The following is a 14295-nucleotide window of genomic DNA, read 5'->3' as shown; positions in this document are numbered from 1 at the left end:
CATTCCTCCAAATAGTATTTGGGCACAGCATAGCTGCTTTGCGGTGGTGATGCAAGAATATTCCTATCCAAATACCCGCTTGTAGCCGGATTGCCGGAAATTCTTTGCTGTGGCAGGAGGGGAGCATATATATGTATTACCCTGAAGACTCCGGGACTGCCGAGCGGACCAGTGCCATCACGGCAAGTCTGACGTGTTCCGGCAGCTCCGGCCACGCCCTGATCACTTCAGCCAGCTCCAGCGGCAGCTCACACGCAGCACGAATTTGTAAGCTGGTTTGTAAGCGGTCACCATCTATTGCCGTAAGTCCTGTGTCTTCCACACCTTGCGTGTTTGCAGTGGCGGTCTTGAAAACCGCTGAGGCGCAAGCCTCCGGGGGTTCGAATCCCTCCTCCTCCGTTAGGTTTATGGCCCCCGCAAGGGGGCTTATAAACTTATTCATAGACTTATTCCCTCATTTCTGCTATATTCCCCTTGGTTCATTTTTTAGCTTACGAGGGTGTTTATGCGGAAAAAACGAAAGCGAGGGAGGCCTCCGAAATACGTCTCCGATGAACGGGGGCGACCTCTTGTTGGGCTTAGTTGTGATGACAATGGGTTTTACAATACCCATTATCGCACTGAGGGCGTTCCACGACTCCATTTTGGTGCTCCAGACGACTACATCAATGCCTTGCGACGGTTCAGGCGTTGGAGAGACGAGCGAGAGAAGAAAACCACCTCCATTGTGTTTGATCAGGATGATGACAAGGAAAGTGTTCTGAACCAAGTCCATCAGCGAATCTTGAATAACAAGGATGGATGGGGGGAATGGAGAGCCTCCATTGACTGTGAAGAGTATATAGACCCGCCGGTTGACTTGAAAATCAACGAGGAAATTGGTTGGGATATAGCCAGGAGTTTGATTTCAAATAACCCTCCTTCTATTGTCGCCGAAAAACTAGGCATACCTGAATTTGCAGAACTGCACAAGCTAACTCCATTACCAAAGCCTTTAACTCTTCACGAAATCGGCGAGATTTACTTAAAGCGAACCAAGAAGCCACTGAGACAGCAAGAATACGATGATTCGAAGAGATGGTGGGAGCAGTTTTGCAAGCTTGCCAAGAGCAAGACTGTTCGTGACGTTTGCCTTAGTGACATCAAACGCTATCAGGATGCTTTATATGAACTTTTTAACAAGCATGAATATAGCCCCACTTGGATTAAGCATCGATTCGACAAGATAAAAACCATATTAAGGTATGCTCTCAAATCTGATGCTGTCGAATATACTAAGGACATTGAAGATGTTTTGGTGCTTTGCAAGAAGTTCGTCTATCCTGAGCGGGCAAGTGTTGATCCGAAACCTATCCACAGGGAAGACTTTCAAAAGATATTCGCCTTGGCGAACGCAAAAGAGAAAGCCATCCTTTTGTTGGCAGCTAATGCTGCGCTTTACCCACAGGATGTTTGTGACCTGAAGAAGGCGTATATCAATTTGCAGAAGAAGACCCTTGTAATGGACAGGGGTAAAACAGGCGTTCCACGGGTGGCATGCTTATGGGATCGCACGGTTCGGGCAATAGAGCGAGCACAGGCCGAAGCCCCCCATGACTCTGAATTTCTTTTCATTACCTTTCTTGGAAAACCCTATTGTGCTCATGGCATAGGTTCAATCTGGCGTAAATTGCGAAAAAAGGCCGAGGTAGACCATGCTGTGAAATTCGAGCATATAAGGGATGCATGTCAAACTGCGGGTGTCGATGCCAACTGCACATTGGACGAGGTTCGATTCCTGTTAGGCCACAGGGTAGCTGGCGTGACGGACCACTACTTGAAAAGGCGACCTAACCTGACCCAAAAGGCATGTGAGGAAATAGAAAAATACTTTTTCGCTTAGAAGGGCGTGGGAGAAACAGTGCTCAAGAAGGGGGGACATGTGTGATGATGTAGGCAAGAAGTTGGGATTCTCTGTAACCCCCACCCCTGCACTTTTGTTCCAAGAAACTCCTTTTTGGAAATGGGGGATATGGAGAGTCCTCAGGGAAGGGGGGGGAGGGAGAACTGTGAGAGCAAAAGGGAAAGGGTTTTCCGAATTGTAATCGCCGGGTTATGATACCCTGATCCCAAAGATGCACTATGCTGCTGTAGAAAGCATATATTTGATATTAATTTATTTGATTGCATGGGCAAATAAGGATAGTATTGTTCCCGAATAAATTTGTTACTTACCTTTCTTCTTCAGGTGTGATATGCAGTCGGGTATTTATGAGCAGATTGTCAATTTAGTTTTAGAACGACGAATACGAAATTACCCCGAACGCCATCTTCTCGAATCCATAGAAGTAGCAGACAGCCACGATTATCTGGCCCAGTACATCTATCGTATTCTATCGCAAGGGTTGGCTCAGATAAGTCCTGAACCAGGTCTGACAAGTGATAGAGAAAGAAGGGAAAGCCGACTTCAACGGCAGATTGCCGTCTGTAACGAAATAATCACGTCACTTGAGCAGGCGGGTGTTGAGGGTGTTCATGATTTAAGAGTGTCGCAAGCATCTAAAAGGTTACTGGCTATTCTTGAGGAAGCTGCATTGGTTGTCGAACCTCCTGCCAGGCCTGACACACCGCTTGCCTTGGGAGCTTTGCTGACGGGCACTCGCCAGGACCCATCTCTTGTTTCGCAGCTCAAGAAAGAAATTGCTTCTGCTGAGCGAGTAGACATTCTCTGCTCATTTATAAAGTGGAGCGGAATACGTATACTTGAGCCAGCATTGAGATTTTTCACCGCTAAAGAAGGTGTCTGTCTCAGGATTGTCACGACCAGCTATATGGGTGCAACGGACCTGAAGGCGATAGAGTTTTTGACAGAATTGCCCAACACCGAGATTAAGGTAAGTTATGACACGCATAGGACTCGCTTGCATGCGAAGGCTTATCTGATACACCGCGAAACAGGTTTTTCGTCAGCATACATAGGTTCAGCAAACATATCGCAGGCCGCACTGACTGACGGATTGGAGTGGACGGTCAAGTTGAGTCAATACGAGCAACCTTTTCAGTGGGAAAAAGTGTCTGCAACCTTCGAGTCATATTGGAACGATGACGAATTTCAGACTTACAATACCGAGGGTGACCGAGAGCGACTTCGTAGTGCTTTGATAGCGGAAAGAGGGGCTTGTGATAACGCACAGTTTGTGTTGCCCAGTTTTGACCTTAAGCCATATGCATTTCAGCAGGAGATATTGGATAAAATAAACGCCGAAAGACAGTTGCAACAAAGGAAAAAACACCTCGTTGTTGCGGCTACCGGTACGGGCAAAACCATGATTGCCGCTTTTGATTTCAAATTATGGCGACAACAAATGCGAGATTGCGGCGATCTCCAACCACCAAAATTTCTTTTTGTCGCTCACAGAGAGGAAATCCTGCGTCAATCGCTTTACAGCTTCAGGGCTGTTTTAAAAGATCAAAACTTTGGTGATTTGATGGTTGCAGGAAATCGTCCATCTCAGATTGAACAGCTATTTGTATCGATCCAAACTTATAATTCTCAGAAACTCAGTGAATTGGTTTCTTCTGAACACTATGATTATGTCGTAGTTGACGAGTTCCATCGTGCTGCGGCACCGAGCTACGAGGATTTGCTTAGTCATGTCAATCCTTTGTCGCTACTCGGTCTGACTGCAACACCAGAACGCTTGGATGGCAGAGATATTAGATCGTATTTCGATAACCATATCACTGCTGAAATACGTCTGCCTGATGCAATAAACAGAAAGCTGCTCTGTCCTTTTCAGTACTTTGGCATCAGCGATTCAGTTGACTACTCAAGTCTGAGGTGGAGCAGAGGTGGCTATGTTCAGTCGGACCTGGAAAGCATATTGACTGGGAACGATGTACGAGCAAATCTAGTTATTGAAAAGTTGGCTGAAACTGTACTCGATATTAGTAAGGTTCGCGGACTGTGTTTCTGTGTCTCTCAAGCTCATGCTGAGTATATGGCTCGTAAATTTAATCAGTCAAATATCCCTGCAGATTTCCTGACGGCAAATTCAAGTAGAGAACACAGGTTGTCTGTACAGCAGCGTTTGTGCGAACGAGAAATAAACTTTATCTTTGTGGTAGACCTTTATAACGAAGGTGTAGATATTCCTGAAGTGGATACAGTTATTTTCTTGCGGCCAACAGAATCGCTAACAGTCTTTTTGCAGCAACTGGGAAGAGGCTTAAGGCTGGCGGATGACAAGGACTGTCTGACTGTGCTTGACTTTGTTGGGCAGGCTCATAAAAAATACCGCTTTGATATCAGATACCGAGCATTGCTGACAGATGGAAACAAGAAGGTTAAGGATGAGTTGGAAAACGATTTCCCTCATCTTCCAGCAGGATGCAATATCCAGTTTGAAAAACAGGCTTACCAGTACGTGCTGGAAAATGTGAAAAGTGAAATTGTACAGAGCAAACCGAGAATCATTCAAAACATCGCTTCATTTGATTCCGATACTGGTAAAGAACTAAACTTGCCGAATTTTCTGGAATACCATGGAATGCAATTGGACGATATCTATCGGCGTGCCAGCTGGGCCAGGTTATGTGTGGATGCAGGTGTTAAGGAAGACTTCTATAATCCGAATGAAGCGAGATTGACCAAGGGATTGCGTAGGTTGCAACACATCGATGATGTAAATCAGATAGATTTCTTGCTGAGCATCCTGCAATCACAGCGATCTGAATTGTCGAGTCTGACCAGACTTGAGCAGAAGCGGCTAGCAATGCTGATGTTCACGTTGTGGAGCAAAGCTGATATTGCACCAACGCTTGCTGAGAATTGGGACAATCTCAGTGAAAATTCTGTGTTGCGGAAAGAGCTCATTGACCTGCTCAGTTATCGCAGGGAGCATATCAGCAGTTCGGTATCCGCACAGAGCTTTGGCTTTGAATGTCCGCTTGACGTTCATGCTCGATACACACGTGATGAAATATTTGCAGGCCTGGGGTACTGGACTTTAGAGCATCAGTCAGCGATGAGAGAAGGTGTATTGTACTTGCCCGAAATCAAAACTGATGTTTTCTTTATTACCTTGAACAAGTCGGAACAACATTACTCGCCGACCACCATGTATGAGGACTATGCGATTAGCAGCGATCTGTTCCATTGGCAAAGTCAGTCCACTACTTCTTCAGAGTCACCGACCGGCCAACGATACATCAACCATCGGAGTACGGGCAACAAGATATTGCTGTTTGTCAGAGAGAGCAGACAAAATTGCAACCGCTTTGCAGAGCCGTATTATTTCCTCGGACAGGCTGACTATGTGAGTCATACAGGTTCAAGACCGATGAATGTAGTTTGGAAATTGAAAACTCCAATGCCTGCTCGTCTAATGCGGTGGACACGCAGTTTGGTGAACTAGATTTAACATGTATGGGCAGCCTTATTCCTTGTTTTGCCCGCTTTAAAAAAATCCTACAAACTCATACTCATGAACTTGCCGAACAGGGGAGTTTTCCTTAATTTCCGTTCTGGAGCAATGAAAAAATCAGCTTTCTGTACTTTCCCAATGGAGGGCCCTGCAGTGCCTGCCAAGCGAGGAAAATAAGGGAGCTGGTCTCGGTTTGCATATTTAAATCGGAAAGACTTTTCCTATTTGGGCCTGTAGGGCTTTAAGAAATAAATCTTCCCAGTTCTAGCGTATTTCGCAATGACCTCAGGTCCAATATAAGTGCCATTTATTAGAGCAATCCAGTTTTTCCCCCTCGAAAGAAGTGCCTGCAAAATATGATCACAACTATGTTTTTTGGAAGCAAGTCTCATATCTCCTCTTGGAGAGTAGATCGTCCAAAAATTTAAATTGCTTCCACGCCGTGAATTTGGTCTTTCATAGAAATAACGAAAATAGGTTCCGGTAATGTAACACCACCTAATGCTGCTATTTGGCTCGTATCTTATTCTTTCCCCGCCGGGCTCTCTGTACTCTTGAGCAAAAACATGGCGAATCTTAGCTAATGATGGGGGCTCAAGTAGTTCAGAGACAACTTTTTTCACATGATACCGACTGAGCTCCTTTGCGACGGGCATATATCTAAATTTGCGATCTAAAGTAGAAATACGCTTCTTCTTTTTATATTCCTCCAAATGCCCACTGATGTGTTCATTGACTAATCTCTGGATGTCTGAATAACTCCAGAAAATTACGTCTTCTTCTTGCTTGTTGTATATCTCAAGAAAAACATCCTTCAGAATTCGCTTGTGATTGGTGGGATTTATAACTCGAAGCGGTTTTCTACCACGTTTCTTCCACATTTTGAGTGAAGGGGGGGCTTTGTGAATCCACTCTTGAATAGTGACGATGTTCATTGGATAAACTGCGGCGATTTCCTTTGCACTCTTTCCCTCCCGTGATAGCCTGATAACTTCCCGCTTCAGCCACTCCTTTTCTTCCCTTGAACAACCTCGCAAATTGATCAAATACCGTCTAGGCTTGTTTTGCCATATATATAACAGCGTTTCCAAATCATATTCCACTCTGCGCCCTCCTATTCATTCCTGTGCTAGTCCCAATTATAGAGAAAACTTTCGCTTTCGCAAAAGTTTTATTTGCTATCTGCGGAAAAATTGTGGTCAAAATCAGGCGTGTCGGCGTGGGAATGCAGTTTTGGGTATGATCCAGAGTAGACCGTTTTTTGCTCCATAGGGTGATACTGGCAACAAGGTTTGCTGGATACTGAAGTTAGCCCAAGAGGGCGAATTTTGGGAGACCAAATATGGAGTCTAGAAAGAAAAACACAGGGAAGAAAAGAAACGTGGAAAGGAATCTTGTCTCACGCATTAACACCTTGCATTCTGAATGCGAGAACACCTACAGGAGAGCGGTTGAGACTGCAATTGAGATTGGCCAGCTCCTGACTCAGAAGAAGTTGGAGCTGGAACACGGCGAGTGGGGCAAGTGGGTTGAATCTAATCTGGCCTTCACTTGTCGGACCGCCAGCAACTACATGCGTCTGTATGAAAATCAGAACAAGCCTGAGTTGCAAAAGTGCAAGGGGGTATTTGAAGCTTTGTCTTACCTCAAAGAGGAGACAAACAAAAATCGTACGAAGACGCGGCAAGCGACTAAAGAATACCGCAGGGCTTATGCTGACATGGATCTGGACTACGATAACCCTCCTGCAGGTCAGTATGAAAACAAAGTCATAGCTGGTCACAACTGTCAGGTGATGCAGGAGATGCTGAACCATGGAATGATGGCCAAGTACAGTGCAGTTCTGGGATCGCCCCCTTACAACGTCGGCATGTTCTACTCTTCAGAATATGACGACGAAAAGGCATTCGACACATATATGAATGCAATTGCTGAACCCTTCAAGTACTACCCTGATTTGTTGCGACAAGGCGGTAGAGTAATCTACATTGTACCCACATTCCTCGAAAACAAGCACCGTGATATAAGTGGTGACTACAACTATGATTTTCCTTATGAGCTCCGCAAGCGAGTAGAAAAGGTTGCTCCGTCTCTCAGGTTTTTTGGGCACATTATCTGGGACAAAGGTGATAAGGCCAAAAACCCCATCAATAAAAAGTATGGGAGTTTCTGCAGCCCCGAAAGGCCCTCAATGAGGGTTGGTCATGAACAGATCATGATTTGGAGTAATGAACAGTTTACTCTTTCCTCTCCCGAAGGTATTAAGCCTGATATCACCGAAGAAACATTCCTGGAGCTCTCTTGGACTATTTGGAATATCGCTCCCCTTGTATACAAAAATAATCCCCATCCGTGTAGCTACAGTTCTAAGCTGGCCGAATCGCTTATTCAGTTCCTGACATTTCCCTCAGACTGGATATTGGAGCCCTATAACGGGAGCGGGGTAGGCTGCAAAGCAGCCCAGCTCCTTGGAAGGAAGTTCACGGGCGTGGACCTCAACAAGAATTACTGTGTCTATGCGAAGGCCCTGTTGGATGCAGAGAAATATACAGTTTCCAAGGCCAGAATGAAAACAATCCTCAAGGGCCATAAGAGTCTCTGGAAGCATCTCAAATAACCACCTGCAAGTGTCCAAAGAAAGGAAAATTCAAAATGGCTATCCCTTATACAATAAAAAATAATAACTATAACAAGAACACTAAGGACTCAACGATCTATACGCCAGAGAGGGTCAGTGTATACCTTTTTAATTTGTTGCAGCACCATATAAATCCCTGTGTTCTGCTTGACCCTGCGATTGGTAAAGGTAGTTTGACGAACATTTGGAGAAGTAGAACCTGCAAAATCATTGGAGTAGATATAAGCAGGGTCGGCAGTGATCATTGTGATACGTTCATCCATGGTAAATTTGAAAATATCCACGCATGGAGTTACGAGTCTCCTGATCTGATTCTTTGCAATCCTCCTTTTAACGGGGCAAAAGGAAAAAAGCTCTATTCGGAAGTGTTCCTCCGCAAAATGGTAGATTTGTTTGGCCCCAAAGTGCCAATTGCGATGTTTGCTCCAATGGGAATGAGGCTGAACGTAAGAGCCGAAAGCAAAAGATGGGAATGGATGAGAGATACATTGGATATCACTTCAATTGTTTCTCTTCCGATTGACTGTTTTGGATTGAAATTCCATACGGAGATTTTGATTTTCAATGTTCCGACGCTGAAGCCTCACTATTTCCTGTATGAGCAGTCATCGTGTTCAACGGAAGGGTGAAAAGGGGATGTGCTCCGCTGTGAAGACTGCATCCAAATCGGAAAGCATTTTCCTTTTTCACTTTTCTGGAAGGTAGAAATTGTCGCCAGTCGAAAACATGGGCCAACAAAATGTAAAGCGAAAAAGTTTGCGTTTGAAAAGCGAAAGTATTTAGCGTTTATATGAAAATAGTAATTGATATTTGGAAGTAGAAGGGCGTTTGTGATGACTACAATAAATAAAAGTGAATGTGATAAAATGTTAAAACAAGTCCCGCTTGATGTGAGGGACAATCTTGAACAACAATTCCATTCGAATGAGCTTAGTAGCGAGGTGGATGTTGCCGAAACAATTAACGCTTTACATCGGTCTATATGTGACATGCTGAGTATTACCGTCTCGAAAGCAATTGAAATTGGAGGGCTGCTGACTGAGCAGAAAAAGGAAGTCGGTCACGGTAACTGGAGCACTTGGATTGAAACGAATTTGGAGTTTAAACAGCGGGCGGCTAGCAATTACATGCGAATTTATGAGCACAGGGATGAAATCAAAATCGCACAGTGTGCGAATTTGCAAGAGTGCTATAGAGTAATTGTAGGTGAAGACAATCACAATGACATTGACGATGACCATGAAATTCCTGACGATCAAAATGTAAATCAATGCTGCAAGGGTAAAGAAGAAAAAATTAAGCGGCCTAAACTTGTAGGGAAGAGTGTTGCAAAACCCAACTTCCATTCCTACACAGCTAACGACATTATCAACAATGACAGCCTTGCTGTTGGAGATGCTGTCATTCTAAGAGAAAAAGATGTCCCAGAGTTTCATCTTTATATCAAAGAATCTGCTGAGTCCGTCCGTAGGTATACCTATGAGAGAACTGGCTATGAGACGGTTAGTGCGAGCGGTCTGAAATTCGACTATATAGTCTACTGTAAACTGCTGAGAGAATCTTGTGATGATGCAGTCGCATTGAGAGAGAAGATCAAGGAACAGGAAATGGCGGAACTCGAAAGAAAGTTTGACTTTGCTGAACTGTGGCGAGAGGACCCCTTAGAATGTGAAGGAGAGTTCGATGAAAAGTAGTGGTTTTTCGCATGATTTTAAGAAGAATAAGACAAATGAATGGTACACGCCTACATATGTCTTTGACAGTTTAGGAATTAAATTTGACATGGATGTAGCCAGTCCAGGCAAAGATATTGTCCCCTGGATTCCTGCAAAGAAGCACCTGACTATTAGGGATGATGGACTACATTCGCAGTGGCAGGGAACAGTTTGGTGCAACCCTCCTTACGGCCGAGAAACTTCGAACTGGCTGGAAAAGATGTATGAGCACAACGACGGGATTGCACTTGTCTTCGCAAGGATAGATACGTCTTGGTTCTATGATTATTGCAGGCCGGCCAATGCACTGCTATTCCTGAAGGGTCGAGTCAAGTTCATCAGGCATGACCAGGCGAGTGCTTATGTTCAGGATGGAAAGGTTAAAAATAATGGCAGTGGAGCAGGATCTATGCTTGTAGCATACGGGGAAAGGTGTGAAAGAGCTCTTTTTGGAGCAAGTTCACGGTTAGGACCTGTGTTTAGGTACGTCTCCTGAGATGTTGCAAAGCGACTATGTATAAGAACTTTAGAATAAATTATATTGTGTGAAAGGTATTATTATGAATGACTTTAAATGTGTTTACTGCGGCTCAAATGATCTAAAGCTCAATACTTGGATAAGTTGCGAGTGTGACGTTGCTCAGAACGACGACGGATCATTTTATTATCACAATTCGGTCGAAAAACATGATGTGCAACTTGCTAATTTGGGCAGCTACGAATGTGGAGATTGTAGACGGAGTCTTGTATTTGGAGACAGGCCCATTCATTCAGAGGATGAGCTTGTAGAGTATCTTAAGGTATCACCTGAGGAATTACGTGCAATGGAAAAGAGATACTGTGAAGAGTCATGTCAGATATATCTAGACGAGTTTTTTGAAGAAAATAAAGAATAAAAGAAGGATTTCTGCAGAAGTTGTTGAATTCATATGATGTAGCGGGAGAAAGAGCAAGAAACGAAGCAATCATAAATGTAAAAGATAGTAGAAGTTCAAAGAGACGTAGAAAACTCTTGCTCCAGAGCCAGGCCCCGCTAAGCCTGGCTCTCTCCCTTTATAGAGATAAAATAATTTATCGGGAGCAAGAGTTATGGCGAAAAACAAGAAAAGGGATAGATTCTTCAGGCGGATCACACATCCCCGCAAAATTGAAAATGACGATAGGAACTATGAATATTGCAGATTCACTGGCGAAAAGCCTCTGCCTTTTAAATTGTCTGCGGTCTGTATGGAGCTTGCAAACTATTTTGACGGTTACGACCTTGGATTAGACATCGGCAACAAGGAAATTCGCCATCACATGAGAAGAGAAGATGCCAATAAACTCTTTTTTTACTGGGACAAGAAACCCAAGGATTATGCAACAAATCGCTTCTCGAAACGTTACTGGAACCAGTACCGCCAACAAAAATACAAAGAAATAGACGAAGAAAGGTTTCACGGGGGAAAAGTCTATGAGCACATCACCCAGCAGAGAAAATGGTATTGGACAGGGAATCCATTCTGCTCAGAAAGACTTTTGGGTGCAGATATCGACAACCACACTGGGGATCCTGAAGCCGTTGAACCATTCTTAGCCCTGTTTGAGTCTTTCTATCCTGAGGCCTTCTATGATAGGGGATCCTCAGGCAAATCTCTTCATTACTATCCCAAGATTGATATGCTTCCTCTGTATGAATACTGGCGTAACCATGCATCAATCCGACAGGCCTGGATACCATATGCCAATGAAATCATTAAGTACACGGGACGCATATTCAAGATTTACGGCAACAATGTCTTGTGCCCTGCGCATGTCTTGAAGCTCAGGACCGATAGAAATGGAAAAACAAGGTTAGATACTGAATACCTGGTAGAATTTGACGCCTTCAAAGGCACCTACCCTGAGTATAAATATTATTTCAATAAAGGTGGATCACTTGTCATCACTGAGATGGTTAGAAACGGTGTTCTGCATAAGTTCCCAGATCTTTTCACAATAGAGGATCTGGTTGAATTCAGGGATTCTCCAGTCTTCTCAATTATTCATCACCTGTCAGTAACGATATATCTGATTAACCAGCTTCTTCTGTCTGGTTGTTACTCAGAAAAGCAACGCAAGATCATTGAGATTGTGGAGAAGGGAATTGAGCCTATTCTAGTGGAACACTCTGTTTTATTTTCTACGCAGAAAAAAAACACAGTGGCTTTAAACCTGAGACCTCCTACTAGTACTAGTGCCGTTTCAATTATCTAAGTTTAACTTTTGCTGATTTTTTTTATTGCGATATGCTACGTATCTATTCAGAGCGATTTTAAGCTCATTGTGGTTTTGATAATTAGTTCCGCGTATGACGAATTCCTTAACATGGGTAAACTGACATTCGATAGGATTTAGCCATGATGCGTTGGTCGGCGTCCAGATCAGATGAATATTGTTCTCGCGACAGTACCGCAGAACCTTGTCCTTGCGGTGCGGCGAGAAATTGTCCAGTATCAGATGGATCCGCTGGTTCGCAGGATACTTTTTCCTGGTCAGTTTCAAAACTTCCAAGAACTCCTGATGCCGCTTGCGTGGCCGAACATATCCCCAGAGCTTTTTCTGATGGACATCGTAAAACGCCAGCCAGTGCTGAACGCCGTGTTTGCGGGTATAGGTCGCAGGCAGCCTCTTGGGATGGTCGGTATGACAGTAATTCCGGCCTGGCTGAGGACGAATCTCCAGCGGTCCGAACTCGTCGAATGATATGGTCGGCCCGTTTGAGGCCGGCTGGTTCACATATCTGCGAATTAGTTTTTTTTAGACTTGAGATTGGGGTCGTTGCACTCTTTCCACGTCTTTGTCCGCCGGAGCTTGACCTTCTTTTCACGCAGGATGGTCCTGAGTGTTTCAATGCTGATCGTAGGAACGATCTTTTCCTGGACAAGATATTCACGCAGTTTTTCCAGGGACCACCGCTTAAAAGGGCAGTCCAGAAGATCGGGCGGACATTTTGCAGTCTCGGCAATAATGGCCTTGTCGTCCTCGGTAAACTCCGGCGGTCTTCCCGGCCGGGGCTTGGGCTCCAACGCCTTAAGGCCGCGTTGGTTAAAGTCTTTGATGATGGCCCTGACATGGTGCGGCGAATAGTGAACCAGCTCGGCGATAGCAGGAACTTTATAGCCCTGGTTAGAGGCAAGAATGACTTGGCCGCGACGAATCTTGATTCGGCTTTTGCTGCTGCGGAGTATCCGCTGAATTTGCTGGCCTTCACTGGTACTGAGGTCTCTGGCGTACAGACACATAAGAAATCCCTTTCTCTGCTTGTAAGCGTGAAATTATTTCTTCGTGTCATTCTATATAATACCAGATTATGCATGGCGCAAGTCTTAAATCATGGAAAAGTTAAAATTATATTTTTGAAACGGCACTAGTGAGGAGAGAGAGAGTAATAAAGAACTATGTATATATACCGGCACATTTGAGAATGTAGACGATATTTCCATGGAAACAGATGCTCTTGTCAGGAGCCGAAGATATCTTTATTACTGTTATATGGATTATATTTTAAAGGAAGGAAGAGAACCTACATTCGAAGAATACAGGCACGATTACAGAAGGGATGTAGGAACAGGTGCTGAAGATGAGGAGGATATAAAGCGACTCAATTACGTCTATGAAACGAATATTGAGAAGATGAGGCGTTACTCTTATGGAAGCCTTGGTCAGAAGATAGAGCAGATGGGGCAGAAACTGGGTCTAACTCAGGATGATGTCAACAGAATGAGCAGTTATGATAGGAAGCTATATCTGAGAGAGGTAGCGATAACAGCGGTATGGATAGAGCTGTGTCTGACCAACGCAGATTACTTAGGCAAGAAGAAATGGTGGAGTTTAAACAAGGCTCAGCACTATGGAAGAGAATTGACGGTGCCAATGACCTCGTTGGAGAATTTTATCAGGTGCATGCAGGAGAAGGGTCTAAACAAAAATGGCTGTAATCCCAGAAAAGCCAAGGCCCTCAGGGAACTCTTAGCAGAACATGGGTGGATACAGTGTGTGGATGATTCTGTAATAATTGCATCTCAGAACGGGGGAAAGGGAGGAAGGGCACGAAGATACGTCCTGCTCCCTGAGCATCCTGGGTATAAGCGGTTTGAAAGAATCGTGGGGAAGGAGCGAATAGAGCACTGGCAAGAATTCAGGGAAGAGCAGCTCATATGCAGAGGAAATAGGGGTCTAAGGGCAGGGTGATAAGGGGTGCTTGTTGGGAAATGTGGATAGAACCTCACCGGCGGCCTCCGGATGGGTCTTCTTAGGGAATAGGTATCAGAGTGGCAGGATAGGAGGAGAAAAGGCAACCGGGAGCAATCTGAGGAGTTCTAAGGGTAAGTGAATGTAATGATGTAATAGAGAATTGTGAGCCCTCATCTGTTAAAGATTCTGAATTTTAAGCGGGAGCGGGTCGAAGTCCCAGTGAAAAAGGGTGCTTCGTAAAGGGGGTGTTTTGCTTTGGCGGAGCAGGGTGATGAGCAATGTTTGTTGGAGATGTGGGTAGAGCGTCACCGGCGGGTGCCGG

The 14295-nt window shown here is 44.5% G+C and carries 12 protein-coding genes; 8 read left to right on the top strand and 4 right to left on the bottom strand.

Features of this window, described 5'->3' with window-relative positions; translation table 11 throughout:
* Positions 1 to 136: 136 nt before the first annotated feature.
* A complete protein-coding gene (locus STSP2_RS15845) occupies positions 137 to 442 on the bottom strand; it encodes a hypothetical protein (protein ID WP_146663698.1) in 306 nt (101 codons plus the stop codon).
* A gap of 63 nt (positions 443 to 505) precedes the next feature.
* Between STSP2_RS15845 and STSP2_RS15840 the strand changes: the two genes are divergently transcribed.
* Together STSP2_RS15840 and STSP2_RS15835 are read left to right on the top strand one after the other, a co-directional pair.
* Complete coding sequence (locus STSP2_RS15840; protein WP_146663697.1) at positions 506 to 1882, top strand: tyrosine-type recombinase/integrase; 1377 nt, start codon at positions 506 to 508, stop codon at positions 1880 to 1882.
* A 352-nt stretch (positions 1883 to 2234) separates the two neighbouring features.
* On the top strand, positions 2235 to 5396 hold the full coding sequence (locus tag STSP2_RS15835) for a DEAD/DEAH box helicase (protein WP_146663696.1): 3162 nt from the start codon (positions 2235 to 2237) through the stop codon (positions 5394 to 5396).
* Positions 5397 to 5626: 230 nt separating this feature from the next.
* Here the strand turns inward: STSP2_RS15835 and STSP2_RS15830 are convergent, their stop codons facing one another.
* Positions 5627 to 6508: a hypothetical protein gene (locus STSP2_RS15830; RefSeq protein ID WP_146663695.1), complete on the bottom strand. Its 882-nt coding sequence runs from the start codon at positions 6506 to 6508 to the stop codon at positions 5627 to 5629.
* Between the two features lie 239 nt (positions 6509 to 6747).
* Between STSP2_RS15830 and STSP2_RS15825 the strand changes: the two genes are divergently transcribed.
* The 5 genes from STSP2_RS15825 (at position 6748) to STSP2_RS15800 (ending at position 11993) form a co-directional block, all read left to right on the top strand.
* Positions 6748 to 8022 (top strand): DNA methyltransferase, encoded by a 1275-nt coding sequence (locus STSP2_RS15825; RefSeq protein WP_146663694.1) that lies wholly within the window; start codon positions 6748 to 6750, stop codon positions 8020 to 8022.
* Between the two features lie 35 nt (positions 8023 to 8057).
* A complete protein-coding gene (locus tag STSP2_RS15820) occupies positions 8058 to 8672 on the top strand; it encodes a DNA methyltransferase family protein (RefSeq protein WP_146663693.1) in 615 nt (204 codons plus the stop codon).
* Positions 8673 to 8876: 204 nt separating this feature from the next.
* Positions 8877 to 9737, top strand: coding sequence for a DUF3102 domain-containing protein (locus STSP2_RS15815; protein WP_169853282.1), 861 nt, complete (start codon positions 8877 to 8879; stop codon positions 9735 to 9737).
* Complete coding sequence (locus tag STSP2_RS15810; RefSeq protein WP_146663691.1) at positions 9727 to 10254, top strand: DNA N-6-adenine-methyltransferase; 528 nt, start codon at positions 9727 to 9729, stop codon at positions 10252 to 10254. The genes STSP2_RS15815 and STSP2_RS15810 overlap by 11 nt, the downstream gene beginning before the upstream one ends.
* A gap of 593 nt (positions 10255 to 10847) precedes the next feature.
* Complete coding sequence (locus STSP2_RS15800) at positions 10848 to 11993, top strand: hypothetical protein (protein WP_146663689.1); 1146 nt, start codon at positions 10848 to 10850, stop codon at positions 11991 to 11993.
* Here the strand turns inward: STSP2_RS15800 and STSP2_RS18165 are convergent.
* Positions 11982 to 12515, bottom strand: coding sequence for a transposase (locus STSP2_RS18165; RefSeq protein ID WP_169852969.1), 534 nt, complete (start codon positions 12513 to 12515; stop codon positions 11982 to 11984). The two genes, STSP2_RS15800 and STSP2_RS18165, sit on opposite strands and share 12 nt — an antisense overlap.
* A gap of 11 nt (positions 12516 to 12526) precedes the next feature.
* On the bottom strand, positions 12527 to 13021 hold the full coding sequence (locus STSP2_RS15790; RefSeq protein WP_146659256.1) for a helix-turn-helix domain-containing protein: 495 nt from the start codon (positions 13019 to 13021) through the stop codon (positions 12527 to 12529).
* A gap of 199 nt (positions 13022 to 13220) precedes the next feature.
* Here STSP2_RS15790 and STSP2_RS15785 point away from each other — a divergent pair, with 199 nt between their 5' ends.
* Positions 13221 to 13970, top strand: a complete 750-nt coding sequence (locus STSP2_RS15785) for a hypothetical protein (RefSeq protein WP_146663688.1) — start codon at positions 13221 to 13223, stop codon at positions 13968 to 13970.
* Positions 13971 to 14295: the final 325 nt, after the last annotated feature.

The organism is Anaerohalosphaera lusitana (assembly GCF_002007645.1).
Lineage (GTDB): Bacteria > Planctomycetota > Phycisphaerae > Sedimentisphaerales > Anaerohalosphaeraceae > Anaerohalosphaera > Anaerohalosphaera lusitana.
Note: the sequence above shows the minus strand (reverse complement) of the source record. Positions and strands in the feature narration are given on the sequence as shown.

Bases quoted from the DNA above. Each gene is read 5' to 3' on its own strand.
- STSP2_RS15845 (WP_146663698.1), bottom strand. From the start codon at position 442: ATGAATAAGTTTATAAGCCCCCTTGCGGGGGCCATAAACCTAACGGAG.
- STSP2_RS15840 (WP_146663697.1), top strand. From the start codon at position 506: ATGCGGAAAAAACGAAAGCGAGGGAGGCCTCCGAAATACGTCTCCGAT.
- STSP2_RS15835 (WP_146663696.1), top strand. From the start codon at position 2,235: ATGCAGTCGGGTATTTATGAGCAGATTGTCAATTTAGTTTTAGAACGA.
- STSP2_RS15825 (WP_146663694.1), top strand. From the start codon at position 6,748: ATGGAGTCTAGAAAGAAAAACACAGGGAAGAAAAGAAACGTGGAAAGG.
- STSP2_RS15820 (WP_146663693.1), top strand. From the start codon at position 8,058: ATGGCTATCCCTTATACAATAAAAAATAATAACTATAACAAGAACACT.
- STSP2_RS15815 (WP_169853282.1), top strand. From the start codon at position 8,877: ATGACTACAATAAATAAAAGTGAATGTGATAAAATGTTAAAACAAGTC.
- STSP2_RS15810 (WP_146663691.1), top strand. From the start codon at position 9,727: ATGAAAAGTAGTGGTTTTTCGCATGATTTTAAGAAGAATAAGACAAAT.
- STSP2_RS15800 (WP_146663689.1), top strand. From the start codon at position 10,848: ATGGCGAAAAACAAGAAAAGGGATAGATTCTTCAGGCGGATCACACAT.
- STSP2_RS15790 (WP_146659256.1), bottom strand. From the start codon at position 13,021: ATGTGTCTGTACGCCAGAGACCTCAGTACCAGTGAAGGCCAGCAAATT.
- STSP2_RS15785 (WP_146663688.1), top strand. From the start codon at position 13,221: ATGGAAACAGATGCTCTTGTCAGGAGCCGAAGATATCTTTATTACTGT.